Origin of the sequence: Pseudorhodobacter sp., from assembly GCF_030452865.1 — a bacterium.
Classification (GTDB): domain Bacteria; phylum Pseudomonadota; class Alphaproteobacteria; order Rhodobacterales; family Rhodobacteraceae; genus Pseudorhodobacter.
This window is the reverse complement of sequence record NZ_JAKDLJ010000059.1, coordinates 1-13,063: the sequence shown is the minus strand read 5'-3', so window position 1 is coordinate 13,063 and position 13,063 is coordinate 1. Positions and strand designations below refer to the sequence as shown.

Below are 13,063 nucleotides of genomic sequence, written 5' to 3'. Positions count from 1 at the left end.
CCCCATCGCAACCCGATGGAGGCTTTGATGCACATCCTACATTTCCCGCGCCCGCAGCCCACGCCCCGGCAGATTGACGACGCCTTGGCGGTCGTTCATTCGCCTGCCCTCGTTGCCGACCAACCGGCGCTGCGCGCCAATGCCTGGGAAATCCTGAAAGCCGCGCGCGGCCAGACCGTTGCCACCGCGCGGCTGGATGCGATGCAGCACCACCTTGCCCATGCGCGCGGCTTGGCGGCGCATCTGCTGAACCCGCACGGGGCGGCGTGATGGATGCCCTGCACTGCCGCGCCCGCCGCTTTTTGCACGGTCTGCCCGGCAAATCACCAACCGAGTTGCATGATGCGTTCTACGCGGAGGTGATCGAGACCGGCGGCACCATGCTGGCGCCGGATTTCGACGAGGTGATGTTTTTCGAGATCACCCTGTACGGTAGTTTTGCCTTTGGCGAAAGCGAGGCCGAACTGTTCCGGAACTGGCAGCGCGTGGCCCGCCACGATCTTGACCGCCCGGAGCCGTGCAGCAATCTGGCCGGGGCGCGGGCATCATGACCGGCACCCTGATCCTCTGCACCTTCGCCGCCACCGCGCAATTCTTCGCGCTGCGCTTTGCCTCGAATGCAGGCTTTGCCAAAGCTGTCCGCGGCCACAGCGCCGCCCGCGAATGGGCAGCCATCAGCGCCGGGTTTCAGGTGGTGGCCCTGTGCCTGCTGTTCATCGCCTATTGGCTCGGGGTGGCGCAATGACATCAGCGTTCGACCAGCTGCTGCCCGCACAGCAGGCAGGCATCCTTTGCGCCGATCAGATGTTTCGCCGGTTTGCCGCCGAACGCGCGGGCCTGCCGGGCCAAGCCTTCGCCGTCAGCGCCGCCGCCGAATACCTGCGCAAATATTGCCAGATCGACAGCCGCCGCGACCTCAACACCATCCGCGCCGCCCGCGTGAAGTTCGATCACCTGCGCACCGAATTTGACGCATGGCGCGGCAAAATCCCAACCCAACGCTGAAACAGAGGGAAACCATGAAATTGGCAAAATCAGACGACACCACACCCGCCGCGCCACCCGCCAGACGGCGGGCTGCGCCGCCGGTTCTGCGCGGGCTTGATCAGTTTTTCGGCATCTTCGAGAATGGCGAATTTCTGCCGGAAATCATCGACAAGCTGCAAGAGCTCAACGCCAAGATGTCGGAGATGCGGGACCGTTTTCCGGGCGGCAAGGTCACCGGCGCGTTCACGCTTTCGGTCGACATGAAGCTGAACAAGAACCGCGATGTGACGATGCAAGGCACCTGCACCATCAAGCCGCCCAAATCGCCGCCGTCCAGCGCCGTGGCCTTCATCACCGATCAAGGCGAATTCACCCTGCACAGCCCGATGCTGACCCAGATGCACGGCGGTTTGCGCGACACCTACGACCCTGAAACCGGCGAAATCCGCTAACCGAAATCCATCCGAAAGGAAAACCAGCAATGGCCGATACCGTGAACACGCCCGAAAACCCCGCCCAGACCATGCGCGATGTGATGCATAACCTTGGCAGGATGGAAGTGATCCTCCCCCCGGTCGATTTTGACCTGACATCACCGCAGTTGATCACGCTGCCGACTGGTCGCAGCGTCAAAAGCCTGACCGAAGAATATCGCAGCGCGTTTGAATATCTCAAACCCAGCCGCCGCAAGGGCACGGCCAGGCTGTCCACATTGCAAAGCGTGATTGATTGGGCCAACCGCTTCAAAGGCGACACTTCTGCGTTGTTTGCCAACCCCGACCAATCCACCCCAAGCCTGACCTGTATCGCCGATTATCACGCGGCGGGTGCGGCGGAATATGATGCGGATTACGGCGACTCCTCTGCCCGCCATTGTCATCACCGCGCGGTTTACAATTTTCCGCTGTCCAAGGAATGGCAGCGATGGAAAAAGGTTTCTGGCGTGGCGATGGACAAGGCCGAAATAGGTCAATTCATTGAAGACAACGCCAAGGATTTCATCGACCCGTCACCTTTTCTGATGAACCCGTCGATAAAATCGGAGACCGCGAATTGGGAAGTGGCGTTCAACGAAATCGCGCAAAAGATCAAAGGCCGCTTTGGTCAATATGTCAAACTGCTGGAAATGTCCCGCGCCTTCGAGGTGAATGAATCCAGCAACCTGAAAGTGACACGCAACCCGGTCACCGGCGAACAATCCATTGGCTTCGTGAACGAACACCAAGACGCCGAAGGTAAACCGATCAGCATCCCGGATCTGTTCATCATCGCAATCCCGGTGTTTCTGTCGGGTGATCTTTACCCGCTGCCGATCCGTTTTCAGTACCGCAAGAACGGCCAAACCATCAAGTTCACCCTCACGATCTACGACCCCGACCGCGCCTTCGATGATGCTTTTACGGGCGCAGTCACCATGGCCACCGAACAAACCGCCCTGCCACTTTTTGAAGGCACCCCGGAGGCATGACCCCACCCCCGCGCTTGGGTCAATGCGCGCTTCACGTCCACCTTCCCCCGGCCTTCGGGTCGGGGAATTTTACCCAGACAAAGGACATCCCATGACAGATCCAAAACACGTCGACAGCGACAGCGATGACCGCACCGCGAACAATGCGGTGCGGCACACCTATCGCGTCCTTACCGACGGCGAAAAGCAACAAATGGTTGATCTCAAAGACATTGGCGCGGCGTTCATCGCCAAATGCAATGACGTCGGAAAAAGCCGCGAACTGGCACTTGCCATCAACAATGCCGAACAGGCCGTCATGTGGGCCGTGAAGCACGTCACCGCCTAACCCCATCCCTTCGGTGACCTGCCCCGCTCGGGCAGGCAGCACAAGCGATGAAAAGGAGCCAACACCAATGTCAAAAGGCCTTGCAGACCTGTCCGATCATCTTTTCGCCCAAATGGCGCGGCTGGATGATCCGAACTTGAAACCCGAAGAGATTGAAACAGAGGCAAAGCGCGCAGCGGTGATGGTTTCCGTCTCCGATCAGATCATCGGTGGCGCAAAAATGCAGATTGATGCGGCGAAGCTGTTCGCGACCCACGGCGCTGCCGTCCTGCCGCATCTGCCCCAGATCGGCAGACAGGCCCGCACTGATCTGCAAATCGAAAAGACCAAGCCATGAAGGGCCGCGCGATCATTTATAGCGCAAAGGAACTGGCGTGGGTTAAAGCTCACAGCCGCGATCCGCGCCGTAAGATGCACCAGAATTTTGTCGCGGTGTTCAGCCGACCAGATGTGGCGCCGACCAACATCAACAGTCTGTGCAAGCGCATGGGATGGATGACCGGCCGCAATGGCTGCTTTCCAAAAGGTCAGATGCCGCACAACAAAGGTCAGAAAATGGCGTTCAACGCCAACAGCGCGGCCACCAGGTTCAAAACCGGCATTGTGCCGCAAAACATCAAGCCGCTCTGGTCCGAACGGATCGGCAAAAGCGGATACATCGAAATGAAGGTGCCAGAGGTCAACCCCTACACTGGCCACTCCACCCGCTATCGCCTCAAACATATCTGGCTTTGGGAAAAGGCAAACGGCCCGATCCCCGAAGGCATGGCACTGAAATCCCGCGACGGCGACCGCACAAACGCGGCGCCGGAAAACTGGACGGCAGTCCCCCGCGCCATCCTGCCCCGCTTGAATGGTCGCCGCTGGTCGCGCGGATACGACAAAGCGCCCGCCGAACTCAAACCGGCAATCATGGCCGTGACCAAGCTGGAACACGCCGCGCGTGAAGCGATGAAAGCGAAAGAAGGCACTGAATGACCCTGCGCTTTGCAGCACCAATCTATCCCGGCGGGAGGCATTGCCTGCTCTGCGGAGCAATGACAGCCGGGGCGGTTTTCCCGCCATTGGAAGATCCACGCAGCGCCAAAAAGAACAGTGATTGGGTTTGGAGATTATTTCCGTTCGGCGCGAATCCCGCGCGAGAAGGCCGCGCAAAAGACGAGGCGACAGCCAAGGGTCACCTGACCGCCGCCTTTGCCATAACCCTTGCCGAAGCTGGTCTGATGCCAATCAAAACCCCGAAAGAATAGTGCAATGACCCAACCCAAACGCATCCAACTCCGCCGCGGCAAAGGCTGGCGCAAGCCCGAAGGCGCTGTGGTCGTGTCACGCGGGCCCGGAAAATTCGGCAACCCTTTCACAATAGCGGCAGCCGCCGAGGCCAGCTTTCCCGACCCCGCGCGCGCAGCAGTTACCGCTTTTCGTGACTGGCTGAACGGCGATCCATGGGCATGCCCATCTGGTGACACTTGGGAGGTCAAGCGCCAAACGATCCTGCAAGCCCTGCCGGAACTGCGCGGCAAAGATCTGTGCTGCTGGTGCGCACTCGATCAGCCCTGCCACGCCGATGTGTTGTTGGAACTCGCCAATGCCTGATCACCCCACCCAATTCAGCCACAGCCAGACAGGAGACACCCGATGACCATCAACACCCAAAACCCCCGCCCGGTAAACCTCGACCCGTTTATCGAAATGGACCCGTTTCGCATCAACCGCGCGGAACCCACGCCACAAAAGCCGCGCGAATACTGGTTGGACCTCAAAGACTGGACCATTCACGGTCGCGAAGACGATGGATTGATCCAAGTTCGGGAGGTTTTGGAATGACCACCACCCAAACCACTCAATCGCAGATCCTTGCCGAATACGATGCCGAGTATGCCGCCCGCAAACTTCACTGGATCGGTGGCATACCCCACGAATCCGACCTGCGCGGCTTGCGCCAAATCGTCGCGCACCGGCTGGCCGTTCATCTGGAAGACGTGGCCGAGGCGCTGCGGGATCGGCGCTTGGCCGAAGGAGGGTGTGGTCGATGACAACCGTAACCATCGCCATCGACCAGGCGTTTGATCGTCTCATTTACGAAGCCAAGATCGAGGCGCACCGGGCGATGCGGCGCTTTCCGCAACCCAACTATGTCATCCGCAAATTTGCCGAGGAATCCGGCGAAGTGATCAAAGACGCCATCCATTGCGCAGAGGGCCGCGAGACCCCCGGAAAACTACGCGCCGAAATGACGCAAGCCATTGCCATGCTCTACCGGCTTTGGGTCGAAGGCGATCAGGTCCATGGCCTTAAACCAGTAGGTGTCGACAATGACTGACGCAGAATTCCACTATTGGCCCGAAACATTAACGCTGGACCGGATGCACCAGTCCGAGATTGTTGGGTGGATGCAGGATAAGACAGGGGAGCCGGACGCCGGAAAATACATCCGCGCCGACCTGACATTCACCCAAGCCGACATTGACGCCGCTGTGATGGCGGAGCGGGATCGGCGTATGACAGAGGGAGGGCGTGGTTGATGCCATTATCATTTTCAGTAAACCGACGGAACTTTGGTCATTGGGACATCACGGCCCGTGATCACGGGCGACTCTTTCGATTGCGCGGTGGTCCGTCTCAATGGGACGTGATCGACGAACGCGTTGGAAAAGGCCAAAACTCGACAATGCTAACTTTCAAAGAACAATCTGCGGCGATGTCCTACATCTGCGCGGAGTTGATGCACGAACTGCTTACTGTGGAGGGTCAAAATCCTCGTATCATGGAAAGCTGGAATATCAATTGGACAGCAGAAAATGACCCCTTAGGACCGGGAAAGACAGGGGTAATGGATGTCTAAAACCTCAATCTCATGGACCGAGCAAACGTGGAATCCCATCGTCGGCTGCTCGGTCGTCTCCCCCGGCTGCACCAACTGCTATGCGATGAAAGAGGCGTGGCGGTTTGGGCATAACACCAAGCTGCCACAGTACCACGGGCTGACCCAGACGACCAAAGGCGGGTCAGTCTGGACTGGCAAGGTGGCGCTGGCCGAAAAGGCACTGCTGGCCCCGCTCAGACGCCGCAAACCCACCATGTATTTCGTCAACAGCATGGGCGATCTGTTTCACGAAAACGTGCCGGATGATTGGATCGACCGCGTGTTTGCCGTGATGGCCCTGTGCCCGCAGCACACGTTTCAGGTGCTGACCAAGCGGTCAAAGCGGATGCGCGCGTATTTTCAGAAAGACCCGTTTGACCGGGTCTTTCTGGCGATGATGGAGCATACCTCGCGCGGCTATCCAACGGTCAAAGAGACGATGCAGCAGCTTGGCATGACTTGGGTGCAACCCGCATCCCGCGATGATTGGTGGCCGCTGCGCAACGTCTGGCTGGGCGTATCCGCCGAGGACCAAACCCGCGCCGACGAACGCATCCCCGACCTGCTGAACACCCCCGCCGCGATCCGGTTTGTGAGTGCCGAGCCGTTGTTGGGGGCGATTGATTTGAGGCGATGGCTTTACGCAATGCTTGACCATCACGCAGCAGGGTTATCAGACGATCCAATGGCGGCAGGAATGTTGTGTGACGCAATCAAGGCTGGTCGCGCCAGCGGACCTATGCGACCAGCACTCAACTGGATCATAACCGGCGGCGAAAGCGGCCCCAACGCCCGCCCGATGCACCCTGATTGGGCAAGGTCTATCCGCGACCAATGCGCAGAGGCAGGTGTGGCGTTTCATTTCAAACAGTGGGGAGAGTGGGCACCTGATGATCACTTCACCCACTTCCCAGACAAGATCACTGACAGAGGTATGCACGAATGGTTCGCAACCGACGGTATGACCGTTGAAAGCCATTCTTGGCGATACGGCAAAGCCCGCGCTGGTCGTCTGCTGGACGGTCGCACCCATGACGCAATGCCGGAGGTGTTGTGATGGAAAATCAGCCCGTACTGGATGCCTGCTGTGGCAGCCGCATGTTCTGGTTTGACCGGCTGGATGATCGCGCAGTGTTTGGCGATCACCGCCGCGAAACCCACACCTTGACCGATAAATCTAGCAAGGGCGGGTCGCGCGAACTGACTATCAGCCCTGATTTGTTGCTTGATTTTCGGGCACTGCCGTTCCCGTCCGACCGCTTCAATCTGGTTGTCTTTGATCCACCGCACTTGGTCCGAAATGGCAGATCAGGCTGGCTGGCCAAGAAATACGGCAAGCTGGGCGCGGATTGGCGCGACGACCTGCGCAGCGGGTTTGCCGAATGCTTCCGCGTGCTGCAACCGCACGGCACCCTCATTTTTAAGTGGAACGAACACGAAATACCGGTTCGGGATATTTTAGCACTGACAGACCACAAGCCGCTTTTTGGCAATCGCTGCGGCAAAACTGCAAAATCGCACTGGATTGTGTTTATGAAACCGGAGGCAACGCCATGACCGCGCAAAGCGCCATGCACCAGCTGCTCACGCCGGTCGAGGCGGCGGCGCTGCTGCAAGTCAGCACAAAGACCTTGCGCAGATACCATGATCGGGGCTTAGCTTTCGTGATGCCAAGCCCCGGCACCACCCGCTACAGGGCTGACGACATCGCTGATTTCATCGCAAAGGCCACGATCACATGCCGTATCGCCCCAAAAATTCGCGCTTCTGGCACTTCGACTTCCAGATCGCAGGTCGTCGATTTCATGGCTCTTGCGGGACGGAGGACTTCGAGACCGCCAAAGCCATAGAGGCAGAGGCCCGCGTTGCTGCCAAATCCACCCCCGATCAGAGCGGGGTTTACACGCTGTCGCAAACCATCGGCACCTATTACGCCGATCAATCACAGCACCAACCAAGTGCGCGCACCAGCTTTAGCCAGGGCAAATCCATCCTCGAAATCATCCCGCCGCAAACCCTGCTGGCCGATCTGACGCAGGCCAATATTCAGCGTTTTGTCTCCATCCGCCGCGCGACCGTGGCCAACGGCACGATCAACAGGCAACTGCAATATCTCGGCCGCGCGCTGCGCCACATGGCGCGCACCTATGGCGCAGCAATCCCTGACATCGACCTCAAAGCCGCCGAGACGCGCGAAGCCCACGAACGCATCCGCGAATTGACAGAAGGCGAACAGTCCGAACTGTTCAAAACCCTGCGCACTGATCTGCACCCGCTGGTCAAATTCGCCCTGATGACCGGCGCGCGCAAAGCCACAATCTGCGGCCTGCTATGGTCTGATGTGGATTTTGCGACCAGCCGAATCCGCTTCCGGCTCAAAGGCGGGTTGACGATGTTCTTCCCCATCAACGCCGAAATGCGGGCGTTTCTGTCGTCCCTGCCCCGCGCAGATGATCCGGCCCACCGCCGCTATGTGCTGACCTACATCGACCAACAGACCAAGCGTCGCAAGCGCATCGTGACCGGCGGCGGCGGGCTGGACGAGGCATGGCGCGCGGCGCTGACCGAGGCCGCAATCCCCGATTTCCGCTTTCACGACCTGCGCCACACCTTCGCAACCCGCTTGCTTCGCAAAACCGGCAACCTCAAGCTGGTGTCGCGGCTGTTGGGTCACACGACCGTTGAGACAACAACCCGCTACGCCCACGTCCTCGATGAGGATCTGCACGATGCGATGGCCGCATTTTCGCCGCTTGGAAAACCTGAGTCCCGAAGAAAATCCCGAAGCCGCGCATAACGCATTGATCTGCAAAACCCGCCCTACGGTTCCCAAGCTGAATACGAGGGTTCGATTCCCTTCACCCGCTCCACCCCCTTCCCTAAGGATTTCGCCCTTTTCAAGCCCGGCGCAGCGCGCTAGGCAGGGCCATCCCAATTGGAAAAGGAACATCTCATGGCAGACATCACCCGTATCGAGCCCGGCACGCGTATGAGCAAGGCGGTCGTTCACAATGGCACGGTTTATCTGGCTGGTCAGGTCGGCACCGCCGATGCTTCGGTCACGCAGCAAACGCAGGATTGTCTGGCGGAGGTTGACCGTATCCTGAAAGCCGCAGGCACTGACAAGACCCGGTTGCTGTCGGTACAGATCTGGCTTGCCGACATGAAGGATTTTGACGAGATGAACGCGGTTTGGGACGCCTGGGTTGCCCCCGGTCATGCGCCGGGTCGCGCCACCGGCGAATCGAAACTCGCCACCCCGGCCTATAAGGTTGAAGTGATTGCAATCGCGGCGCTGCCGTAATTTTGCAGCCACCGGCGCATCGCGCGCCGGTGGCCCCTTTTCAGGCCGGGCCTGACATCAGATAATCAACCAGTATCCGGGTTGAGGCATCCTTCCCCTCCGCCGAGGCTTTGCCTTCAAGGATCGGTTGAAGCGCCACCGCCAGCTCCTTACCCAATTCCACCCCCCACTGATCGAAGGAGTTGATCCCCAGGATAACCCCTTCGACAAATACCCGATGTTCATAAAGCGCCACGATCTGCCCCAGGGTGAACGGCGTCAGTTTTGGCAATGCCAGCGTTGTGGAGGGGCGGTTGCCGGGGAACACCCGATGGCGGGCCTGACGCTCCAACTCAGCGCCCGTCAGACCCTTTTTGGCCATGATGGCGGTCGCTTCGGCGAGGGAACGCCCCCGCATCAACGCCTCAGACTGCGCAAGGCAATTGGCGACCAGCAGCAAATGCTGATTCGACAGTTCCGGCTCATGCCCTTCACGGGTCACAATGAATTCGCACGGGATCACCCGCGTTCCTTGGTGGATCAACTGGTAAAACGCATGCTGACCGTTGGTGCCGGGTTCGCCCCAGACCACCGGGCCGGAGTTTTCCGCCAAATCGACCCCGTCCATCGACACGCGCTTGCCGTTGCTCTCCATCTCCAACTGTTGCAGATAGGCGGGCAGCCGTAACAGGCGTTGCTCGTATGGCAGCACCGCGCGGGTGGCGTAGCCGCAGATCTGGTTGTGCCAGATACCGACCAGCGCCAGCAGAACCGGCAGGTTTTGCGACGGAGCAGAATAGCGGAAATGCGCATCCATATCGGCACCACCACGCAGGAAGCGGTTGAACTCCGTCGGTCCTATCGCCAGCATCAGCGACAACCCGATCGGCCCCCAGACCGAATAGCGCCCACCAACCCAATCGGCAAAACCAAAGACGCGGGCCGGGTCAATGCCGAAGGCTGCGGTTTTCTCCGCCGCCGTCGACACCGCCGCGAATTGGTTGGCAGGGTTCGTCACCGTTTGCGCCATCCACGCCCGCGCGGTTTCGGCATTGGTCATGGTTTCAATCGTGGTGAAGGTCTTGGAGGCGACGATCACAAGCGTCGTGCCGGGGTTCAACCCGCGCAATACATCATGGATATGCGCGCCATCGACATTGCTGACGAAATGACAGCGTGGCCCGTCCGCATAGGGTGCAAGGGCGGTATAGGCCATCGCCGGTCCCAAGTCCGAGCCGCCAATGCCGATATTGACAACATCGGTATATGCGCCGCCCTGCCCCTTGATTGCGCCTTCGCGGATATGGCGGGCAAATTCGCCCATTGCCGCATGGGTGGCGCGCACCTCCGGCATGACATTCTCACCGTCAACCATCACATCCGCCGACAGGTTGCGCAACGCGGTGTGCAGCACGGCGCGGTCTTCGGTTTCGTTGATCTTCGCCCCGGTGAACATCGCTTCGGTCTTGGCCTCCAGCCCCGCCTTTCGGGTCAAGTCCAGTAACAAAGACAGAGCGTTGGCATCGAGCGTTGTCTTGGAAAAATCAAAAAGCATATCGCCATGACGGGCCGAAAACTCCGCCGCGCGCGCGGGGTTTTCCAGCCGGTCAGCGATATGCGTGTCCGCGATGGTTTCGTGATGCGCGCGCAGCGCCGCCCAGGCTTTTTGCATGGCTTACTCCGCCCAATGAACTGTTGCTTCGCCCAAAATGATCCGGATCGGGGCTTCAAGATCGCGCAACCCTTCGGCGCGTTCAATCGCTGCGCGTTTGTCGTCACCGGTGATCAGGACATGGCTGTGAAAAGCGCCTTTCAAAACCGGCGCTGTCAGCGTGATGCGAGGCTCCCCCGCAGCCTCGGCCCGCATCGGCAACAGGATGGGGGCGGCATCCGACATCGCCTCCTCCAGCCGATCCGCGCCGGGAAACAGCGAGGCGGTGTGCATATCCGTGCCCATCCCGACCAGCAGGACGGAAATCGGCAGATAGGGCGTGATGCCTTCGGACAATTGATCCAGAACATCCTCCGGCCGTGGCGCATCGGCATGAAGTGGCAGAAGATGCGCTTTCGCGGCCTTGTCCTGCAACAGGCGCTGTCGCAAAAGGCGGGTGTTTGAACGGGGATCATCCTCCGGCACCCAGCGCTCGTCGTTCAGGACCACGGCGACATTGGCCCAGTCGAGGTCAACCCCCGCCAGCATGTCGAACACCGGTCCCGGCGTGGTTCCCCCCGGCACCGAAAGCGTGGCGCGGCCATGTTGGCGCAGGGTTTGGCCCAATTCGCTGGCGATCTTGTTCGCCAGCGCCATCATAATCAATTCACGGTCGGCGTATTCGATCAGATTCATTCGCGTATCTCCCGCCAGCGCCGCCCGTCGCGGTGCATCAGCATCAGTGCATCTTCCGGCCCGGAGGAGCCTGCGTCATAGGATTTCGGCTTCTCGCCGCGTTGTTCCCAGCCGTGGATGATCGGGTCGGTCCAGGCCCAGGCCGCCTCCACCTCATCTCCGCGCATGAACAGGGTCTGGTTGCCCCGGATCACATCCATGATCAACCGCTCATAGGCGTCGGGAATATCGGCCCCCTCCTCCCCCAAGGCTTCGGCAAAGGACATATCCAGCGGCACTTGGGCCAAACGCATGCCGCCCGGACCCGGTTCCTTGATCATCACCATCAGGTCCATGCCCTCATTCGGCTGCAAGCGTATCACCAACACGTTTTCGCGCCAACCTTCGGCATCGTCAAAGATCGAGTGTGGCGGCTCGCGGAAAGTGATCGCGATCTCGGATTCCCGCGCGCGCAACCGTTTGCCGGTGCGCAAATAGAACGGTGTGCCTTTCCAGCGCCAGTTGGAAATATTGACCTTCATCGCGATATAGCTTTCGGTCTTGCTGGCGGGGTTCTCGGCATCCTGCAAATAGCTGTTTTGCCCGTTTCCGGCCAGATATTGTCCGCGCACGATGTCGTCCGGTTCCACCGGGTCAAGTGCGCGGATGACCTTCAGCTTTTCATCGCGCACCGCATCCGGGTCAAAGTGATAGGGCGGTTCCATCGCGATCAGGCACAAAAGCTGCATCATGTGGTTTTGCACCATGTCCCGCATCGCGCCCGCACGGTCGTAATAGGCACCCCGCCCTTCCACCGAAACCGTCTCGGCCACCGTGATTTGCACATGATCGACGTATTCGGATTTCCACAGCGGCTCGAACAGGATATTCGCAAAGCGTACAGCCATCAGGTTCTGCACGGTTTCCTTGCCCAGATAATGGTCGATCCGGTAAATCTGAGCCTCGTCGAAGTGCTGCGCCAGAACCTTGTTCAGCGCGCGGGCCGATTCCAGATCGCGACCGAAGGGTTTTTCAACCACGATGCGACTGTCGGGGTCAGTGATTTTGTATTGATGCAACCGCTCGGCAATATCGCCAAACAGCGAGGGTGCGACCGAAAGATAGAACGCCCGCACGACGCCCTCGCGCATCCGCTTTTTCAGCGCATCCCAGCCGCCTTCACCTTTGGCGTCAATCGCGACATAGCCAAGGCGCGCGACGAAAGCGTCAATCGCCTCCGGCTCCTGCTTGTCCTTTGCGACAAATTCGGCAATCGCTTCACGCGAAAGCTGCTGAAAGCCTGCATCATCCATTTCTGACCGCGCTGCGCCGATGATCGTGCTTTCCGGCGGAATTTGTCCGGCGAGAAAGCGACGGTACAGCCCAGGTATGATCTTGCGCTGCGCCAGATCACCGGTGCCGCCGAACACCACCAGATCAAACGGATCAACCGGAATGACGCGAGAAACCATGGCATACCTCTTTCGATGCTTGTTAGCGCTAACGAGAGGCTTCTAACCCGCGCAGTTGTCGCTGTATAGCACCGAGGTTGTAAGGATTGAACCAAATTTCAAGACCGGGTGCAAACGGGAAGCAGAATTTCACAACCGGAATCATAAACTGTTGATTTCGCGCTTCCTGAGAGCCTCCACACCGCGTTACGTCGCAAGATGCAGGAGCGGAGTCATCCGGGCGACCCTGTTGCACAAATCATGTGAGGGATTCATCTTGTGAATCCAGGGTGATAGCTGGAGGACATGAGCAGACCCGCCCCCGCCGACAAGACCAGGAACTGGCTGGTCTTC

General features: G+C 59.4%; 24 protein-coding genes. 21 read left to right on the top strand and 3 right to left on the bottom strand.

The genetic code is table 11. From position 1 onward, the window contains the following. The 21 genes from L0H65_RS05700 to L0H65_RS05605 form a co-directional block, all read left to right on the top strand. The coding region (locus L0H65_RS05700) for a hypothetical protein (RefSeq protein WP_301457872.1) at window positions 1-270 on the top strand (270 nt) is incomplete at its 5' end. After that, window positions 270-551: a hypothetical protein gene (locus L0H65_RS05695; RefSeq protein ID WP_301457871.1), complete on the top strand. Its 282-nt coding sequence runs from the start codon at window positions 270-272 to the stop codon at window positions 549-551. The genes L0H65_RS05700 and L0H65_RS05695, both read left to right, overlap by 1 nt. After that, a complete protein-coding gene (locus L0H65_RS05690; protein WP_301457870.1) occupies window positions 548-745 on the top strand; it encodes a hypothetical protein in 198 nt (65 codons plus the stop codon). Before L0H65_RS05695 ends, L0H65_RS05690 begins: the two co-directional genes overlap by 4 nt. After that, window positions 742-1,005, top strand: a complete 264-nt coding sequence (locus L0H65_RS05685) for a hypothetical protein (RefSeq protein WP_301457869.1) — start codon at window positions 742-744, stop codon at window positions 1,003-1,005. The genes L0H65_RS05690 and L0H65_RS05685 overlap by 4 nt, the downstream gene beginning before the upstream one ends. Window positions 1,006-1,019: 14 nt before the next feature. Continuing rightward, on the top strand, window positions 1,020-1,439 hold the full coding sequence (locus L0H65_RS05680) for a hypothetical protein (RefSeq protein ID WP_301457868.1): 420 nt from the start codon (window positions 1,020-1,022) through the stop codon (window positions 1,437-1,439). A gap of 29 nt (window positions 1,440-1,468) precedes the next feature. Then, on the top strand, window positions 1,469-2,455 hold the full coding sequence (locus L0H65_RS05675) for a DUF2303 family protein (RefSeq protein ID WP_301457867.1): 987 nt from the start codon (window positions 1,469-1,471) through the stop codon (window positions 2,453-2,455). 91 nt (window positions 2,456-2,546) lie between these two features. Then, window positions 2,547-2,783, top strand: a complete 237-nt coding sequence (locus tag L0H65_RS05670; protein WP_301457866.1) for a hypothetical protein — start codon at window positions 2,547-2,549, stop codon at window positions 2,781-2,783. A 67-nt stretch (window positions 2,784-2,850) separates the two neighbouring features. After that, window positions 2,851-3,120 (top strand): hypothetical protein, encoded by a 270-nt coding sequence (locus L0H65_RS05665; RefSeq protein ID WP_301457865.1) that lies wholly within the window; start codon window positions 2,851-2,853, stop codon window positions 3,118-3,120. 74 nt (window positions 3,121-3,194) lie between these two features. After that, window positions 3,195-3,761 (top strand): HNH endonuclease signature motif containing protein, encoded by a 567-nt coding sequence (locus L0H65_RS05660; RefSeq protein ID WP_301457864.1) that lies wholly within the window; start codon window positions 3,195-3,197, stop codon window positions 3,759-3,761. Further along, the gene (locus L0H65_RS05655) at window positions 3,758-4,033 is read left to right on the top strand and encodes a hypothetical protein (RefSeq protein ID WP_301457863.1); all 276 of its coding nucleotides are present in this window, start codon (window positions 3,758-3,760) and stop codon (window positions 4,031-4,033) included. The genes L0H65_RS05660 and L0H65_RS05655 overlap by 4 nt, the downstream gene beginning before the upstream one ends. 4 nt (window positions 4,034-4,037) lie before the next feature. Beyond that, window positions 4,038-4,379, top strand: a complete 342-nt coding sequence (locus tag L0H65_RS05650; RefSeq protein ID WP_301457862.1) for a DUF4326 domain-containing protein — start codon at window positions 4,038-4,040, stop codon at window positions 4,377-4,379. A gap of 42 nt (window positions 4,380-4,421) precedes the next feature. Continuing rightward, window positions 4,422-4,610 carry a hypothetical protein gene (locus tag L0H65_RS05645; protein WP_301457861.1) on the top strand — a complete coding sequence of 63 codons (189 nt, stop codon included), beginning with the start codon at window positions 4,422-4,424 and terminating at the stop codon, window positions 4,608-4,610. Further along, window positions 4,607-4,819 carry a hypothetical protein gene (locus L0H65_RS05640; RefSeq protein ID WP_301457860.1) on the top strand — a complete coding sequence of 71 codons (213 nt, stop codon included), beginning with the start codon at window positions 4,607-4,609 and terminating at the stop codon, window positions 4,817-4,819. The genes L0H65_RS05645 and L0H65_RS05640 overlap by 4 nt, the downstream gene beginning before the upstream one ends. After that, the gene (locus tag L0H65_RS05635) at window positions 4,816-5,106 is read left to right on the top strand and encodes a hypothetical protein (RefSeq protein ID WP_301457859.1); all 291 of its coding nucleotides are present in this window, start codon (window positions 4,816-4,818) and stop codon (window positions 5,104-5,106) included. Before L0H65_RS05640 ends, L0H65_RS05635 begins: the two co-directional genes overlap by 4 nt. After that, the gene (locus tag L0H65_RS05630) at window positions 5,099-5,308 is read left to right on the top strand and encodes a hypothetical protein (protein ID WP_301457858.1); all 210 of its coding nucleotides are present in this window, start codon (window positions 5,099-5,101) and stop codon (window positions 5,306-5,308) included. The genes L0H65_RS05635 and L0H65_RS05630 overlap by 8 nt, the downstream gene beginning before the upstream one ends. Next, window positions 5,308-5,628 carry a hypothetical protein gene (locus tag L0H65_RS05625; RefSeq protein WP_301457857.1) on the top strand — a complete coding sequence of 107 codons (321 nt, stop codon included), beginning with the start codon at window positions 5,308-5,310 and terminating at the stop codon, window positions 5,626-5,628. Before L0H65_RS05630 ends, L0H65_RS05625 begins: the two co-directional genes overlap by 1 nt. Then, window positions 5,621-6,706 carry a phage Gp37/Gp68 family protein gene (locus L0H65_RS05620; RefSeq protein WP_301457856.1) on the top strand — a complete coding sequence of 362 codons (1,086 nt, stop codon included), beginning with the start codon at window positions 5,621-5,623 and terminating at the stop codon, window positions 6,704-6,706. Before L0H65_RS05625 ends, L0H65_RS05620 begins: the two co-directional genes overlap by 8 nt. Further along, entirely contained in the window at window positions 6,706-7,206 is a 501-nt protein-coding gene (locus tag L0H65_RS05615; protein ID WP_301457855.1) for a class I SAM-dependent methyltransferase, read from the top strand. Before L0H65_RS05620 ends, L0H65_RS05615 begins: the two co-directional genes overlap by 1 nt. After that, entirely contained in the window at window positions 7,203-7,499 is a 297-nt protein-coding gene (locus L0H65_RS19785) for a helix-turn-helix domain-containing protein (RefSeq protein ID WP_367651976.1), read from the top strand. Before L0H65_RS05615 ends, L0H65_RS19785 begins: the two co-directional genes overlap by 4 nt. After that, window positions 7,388-8,446 carry a site-specific integrase gene (locus tag L0H65_RS05610; RefSeq protein WP_301457854.1) on the top strand — a complete coding sequence of 353 codons (1,059 nt, stop codon included), beginning with the start codon at window positions 7,388-7,390 and terminating at the stop codon, window positions 8,444-8,446. The genes L0H65_RS19785 and L0H65_RS05610 overlap by 112 nt, the downstream gene beginning before the upstream one ends. A 156-nt stretch (window positions 8,447-8,602) precedes the next feature. After that, a complete protein-coding gene (locus L0H65_RS05605; RefSeq protein ID WP_301457853.1) occupies window positions 8,603-8,953 on the top strand; it encodes a RidA family protein in 351 nt (116 codons plus the stop codon). A gap of 40 nt (window positions 8,954-8,993) precedes the next feature. On the opposite strand, the gene pgi is transcribed toward L0H65_RS05605, so the two are convergent. The 3 genes from pgi to zwf are packed head-to-tail and all read right to left on the bottom strand — an operon-like array spanning window position 8,994 to window position 12,730. Beyond that, window positions 8,994-10,604: a glucose-6-phosphate isomerase gene (gene pgi / locus L0H65_RS05600; protein ID WP_301457852.1), complete on the bottom strand. Its 1,611-nt coding sequence runs from the start codon at window positions 10,602-10,604 to the stop codon at window positions 8,994-8,996. 3 nt (window positions 10,605-10,607) lie between these two features. Further along, window positions 10,608-11,279 carry a 6-phosphogluconolactonase gene (gene pgl, locus L0H65_RS05595; RefSeq protein ID WP_301457851.1) on the bottom strand — a complete coding sequence of 224 codons (672 nt, stop codon included), beginning with the start codon at window positions 11,277-11,279 and terminating at the stop codon, window positions 10,608-10,610. Continuing rightward, window positions 11,276-12,730, bottom strand: a complete 1,455-nt coding sequence (gene zwf / locus L0H65_RS05590; protein WP_301457850.1) for a glucose-6-phosphate dehydrogenase — start codon at window positions 12,728-12,730, stop codon at window positions 11,276-11,278. Before zwf ends, pgl begins: the two co-directional genes overlap by 4 nt. Between the last annotated feature and the right edge of the window lie 333 nt (window positions 12,731-13,063).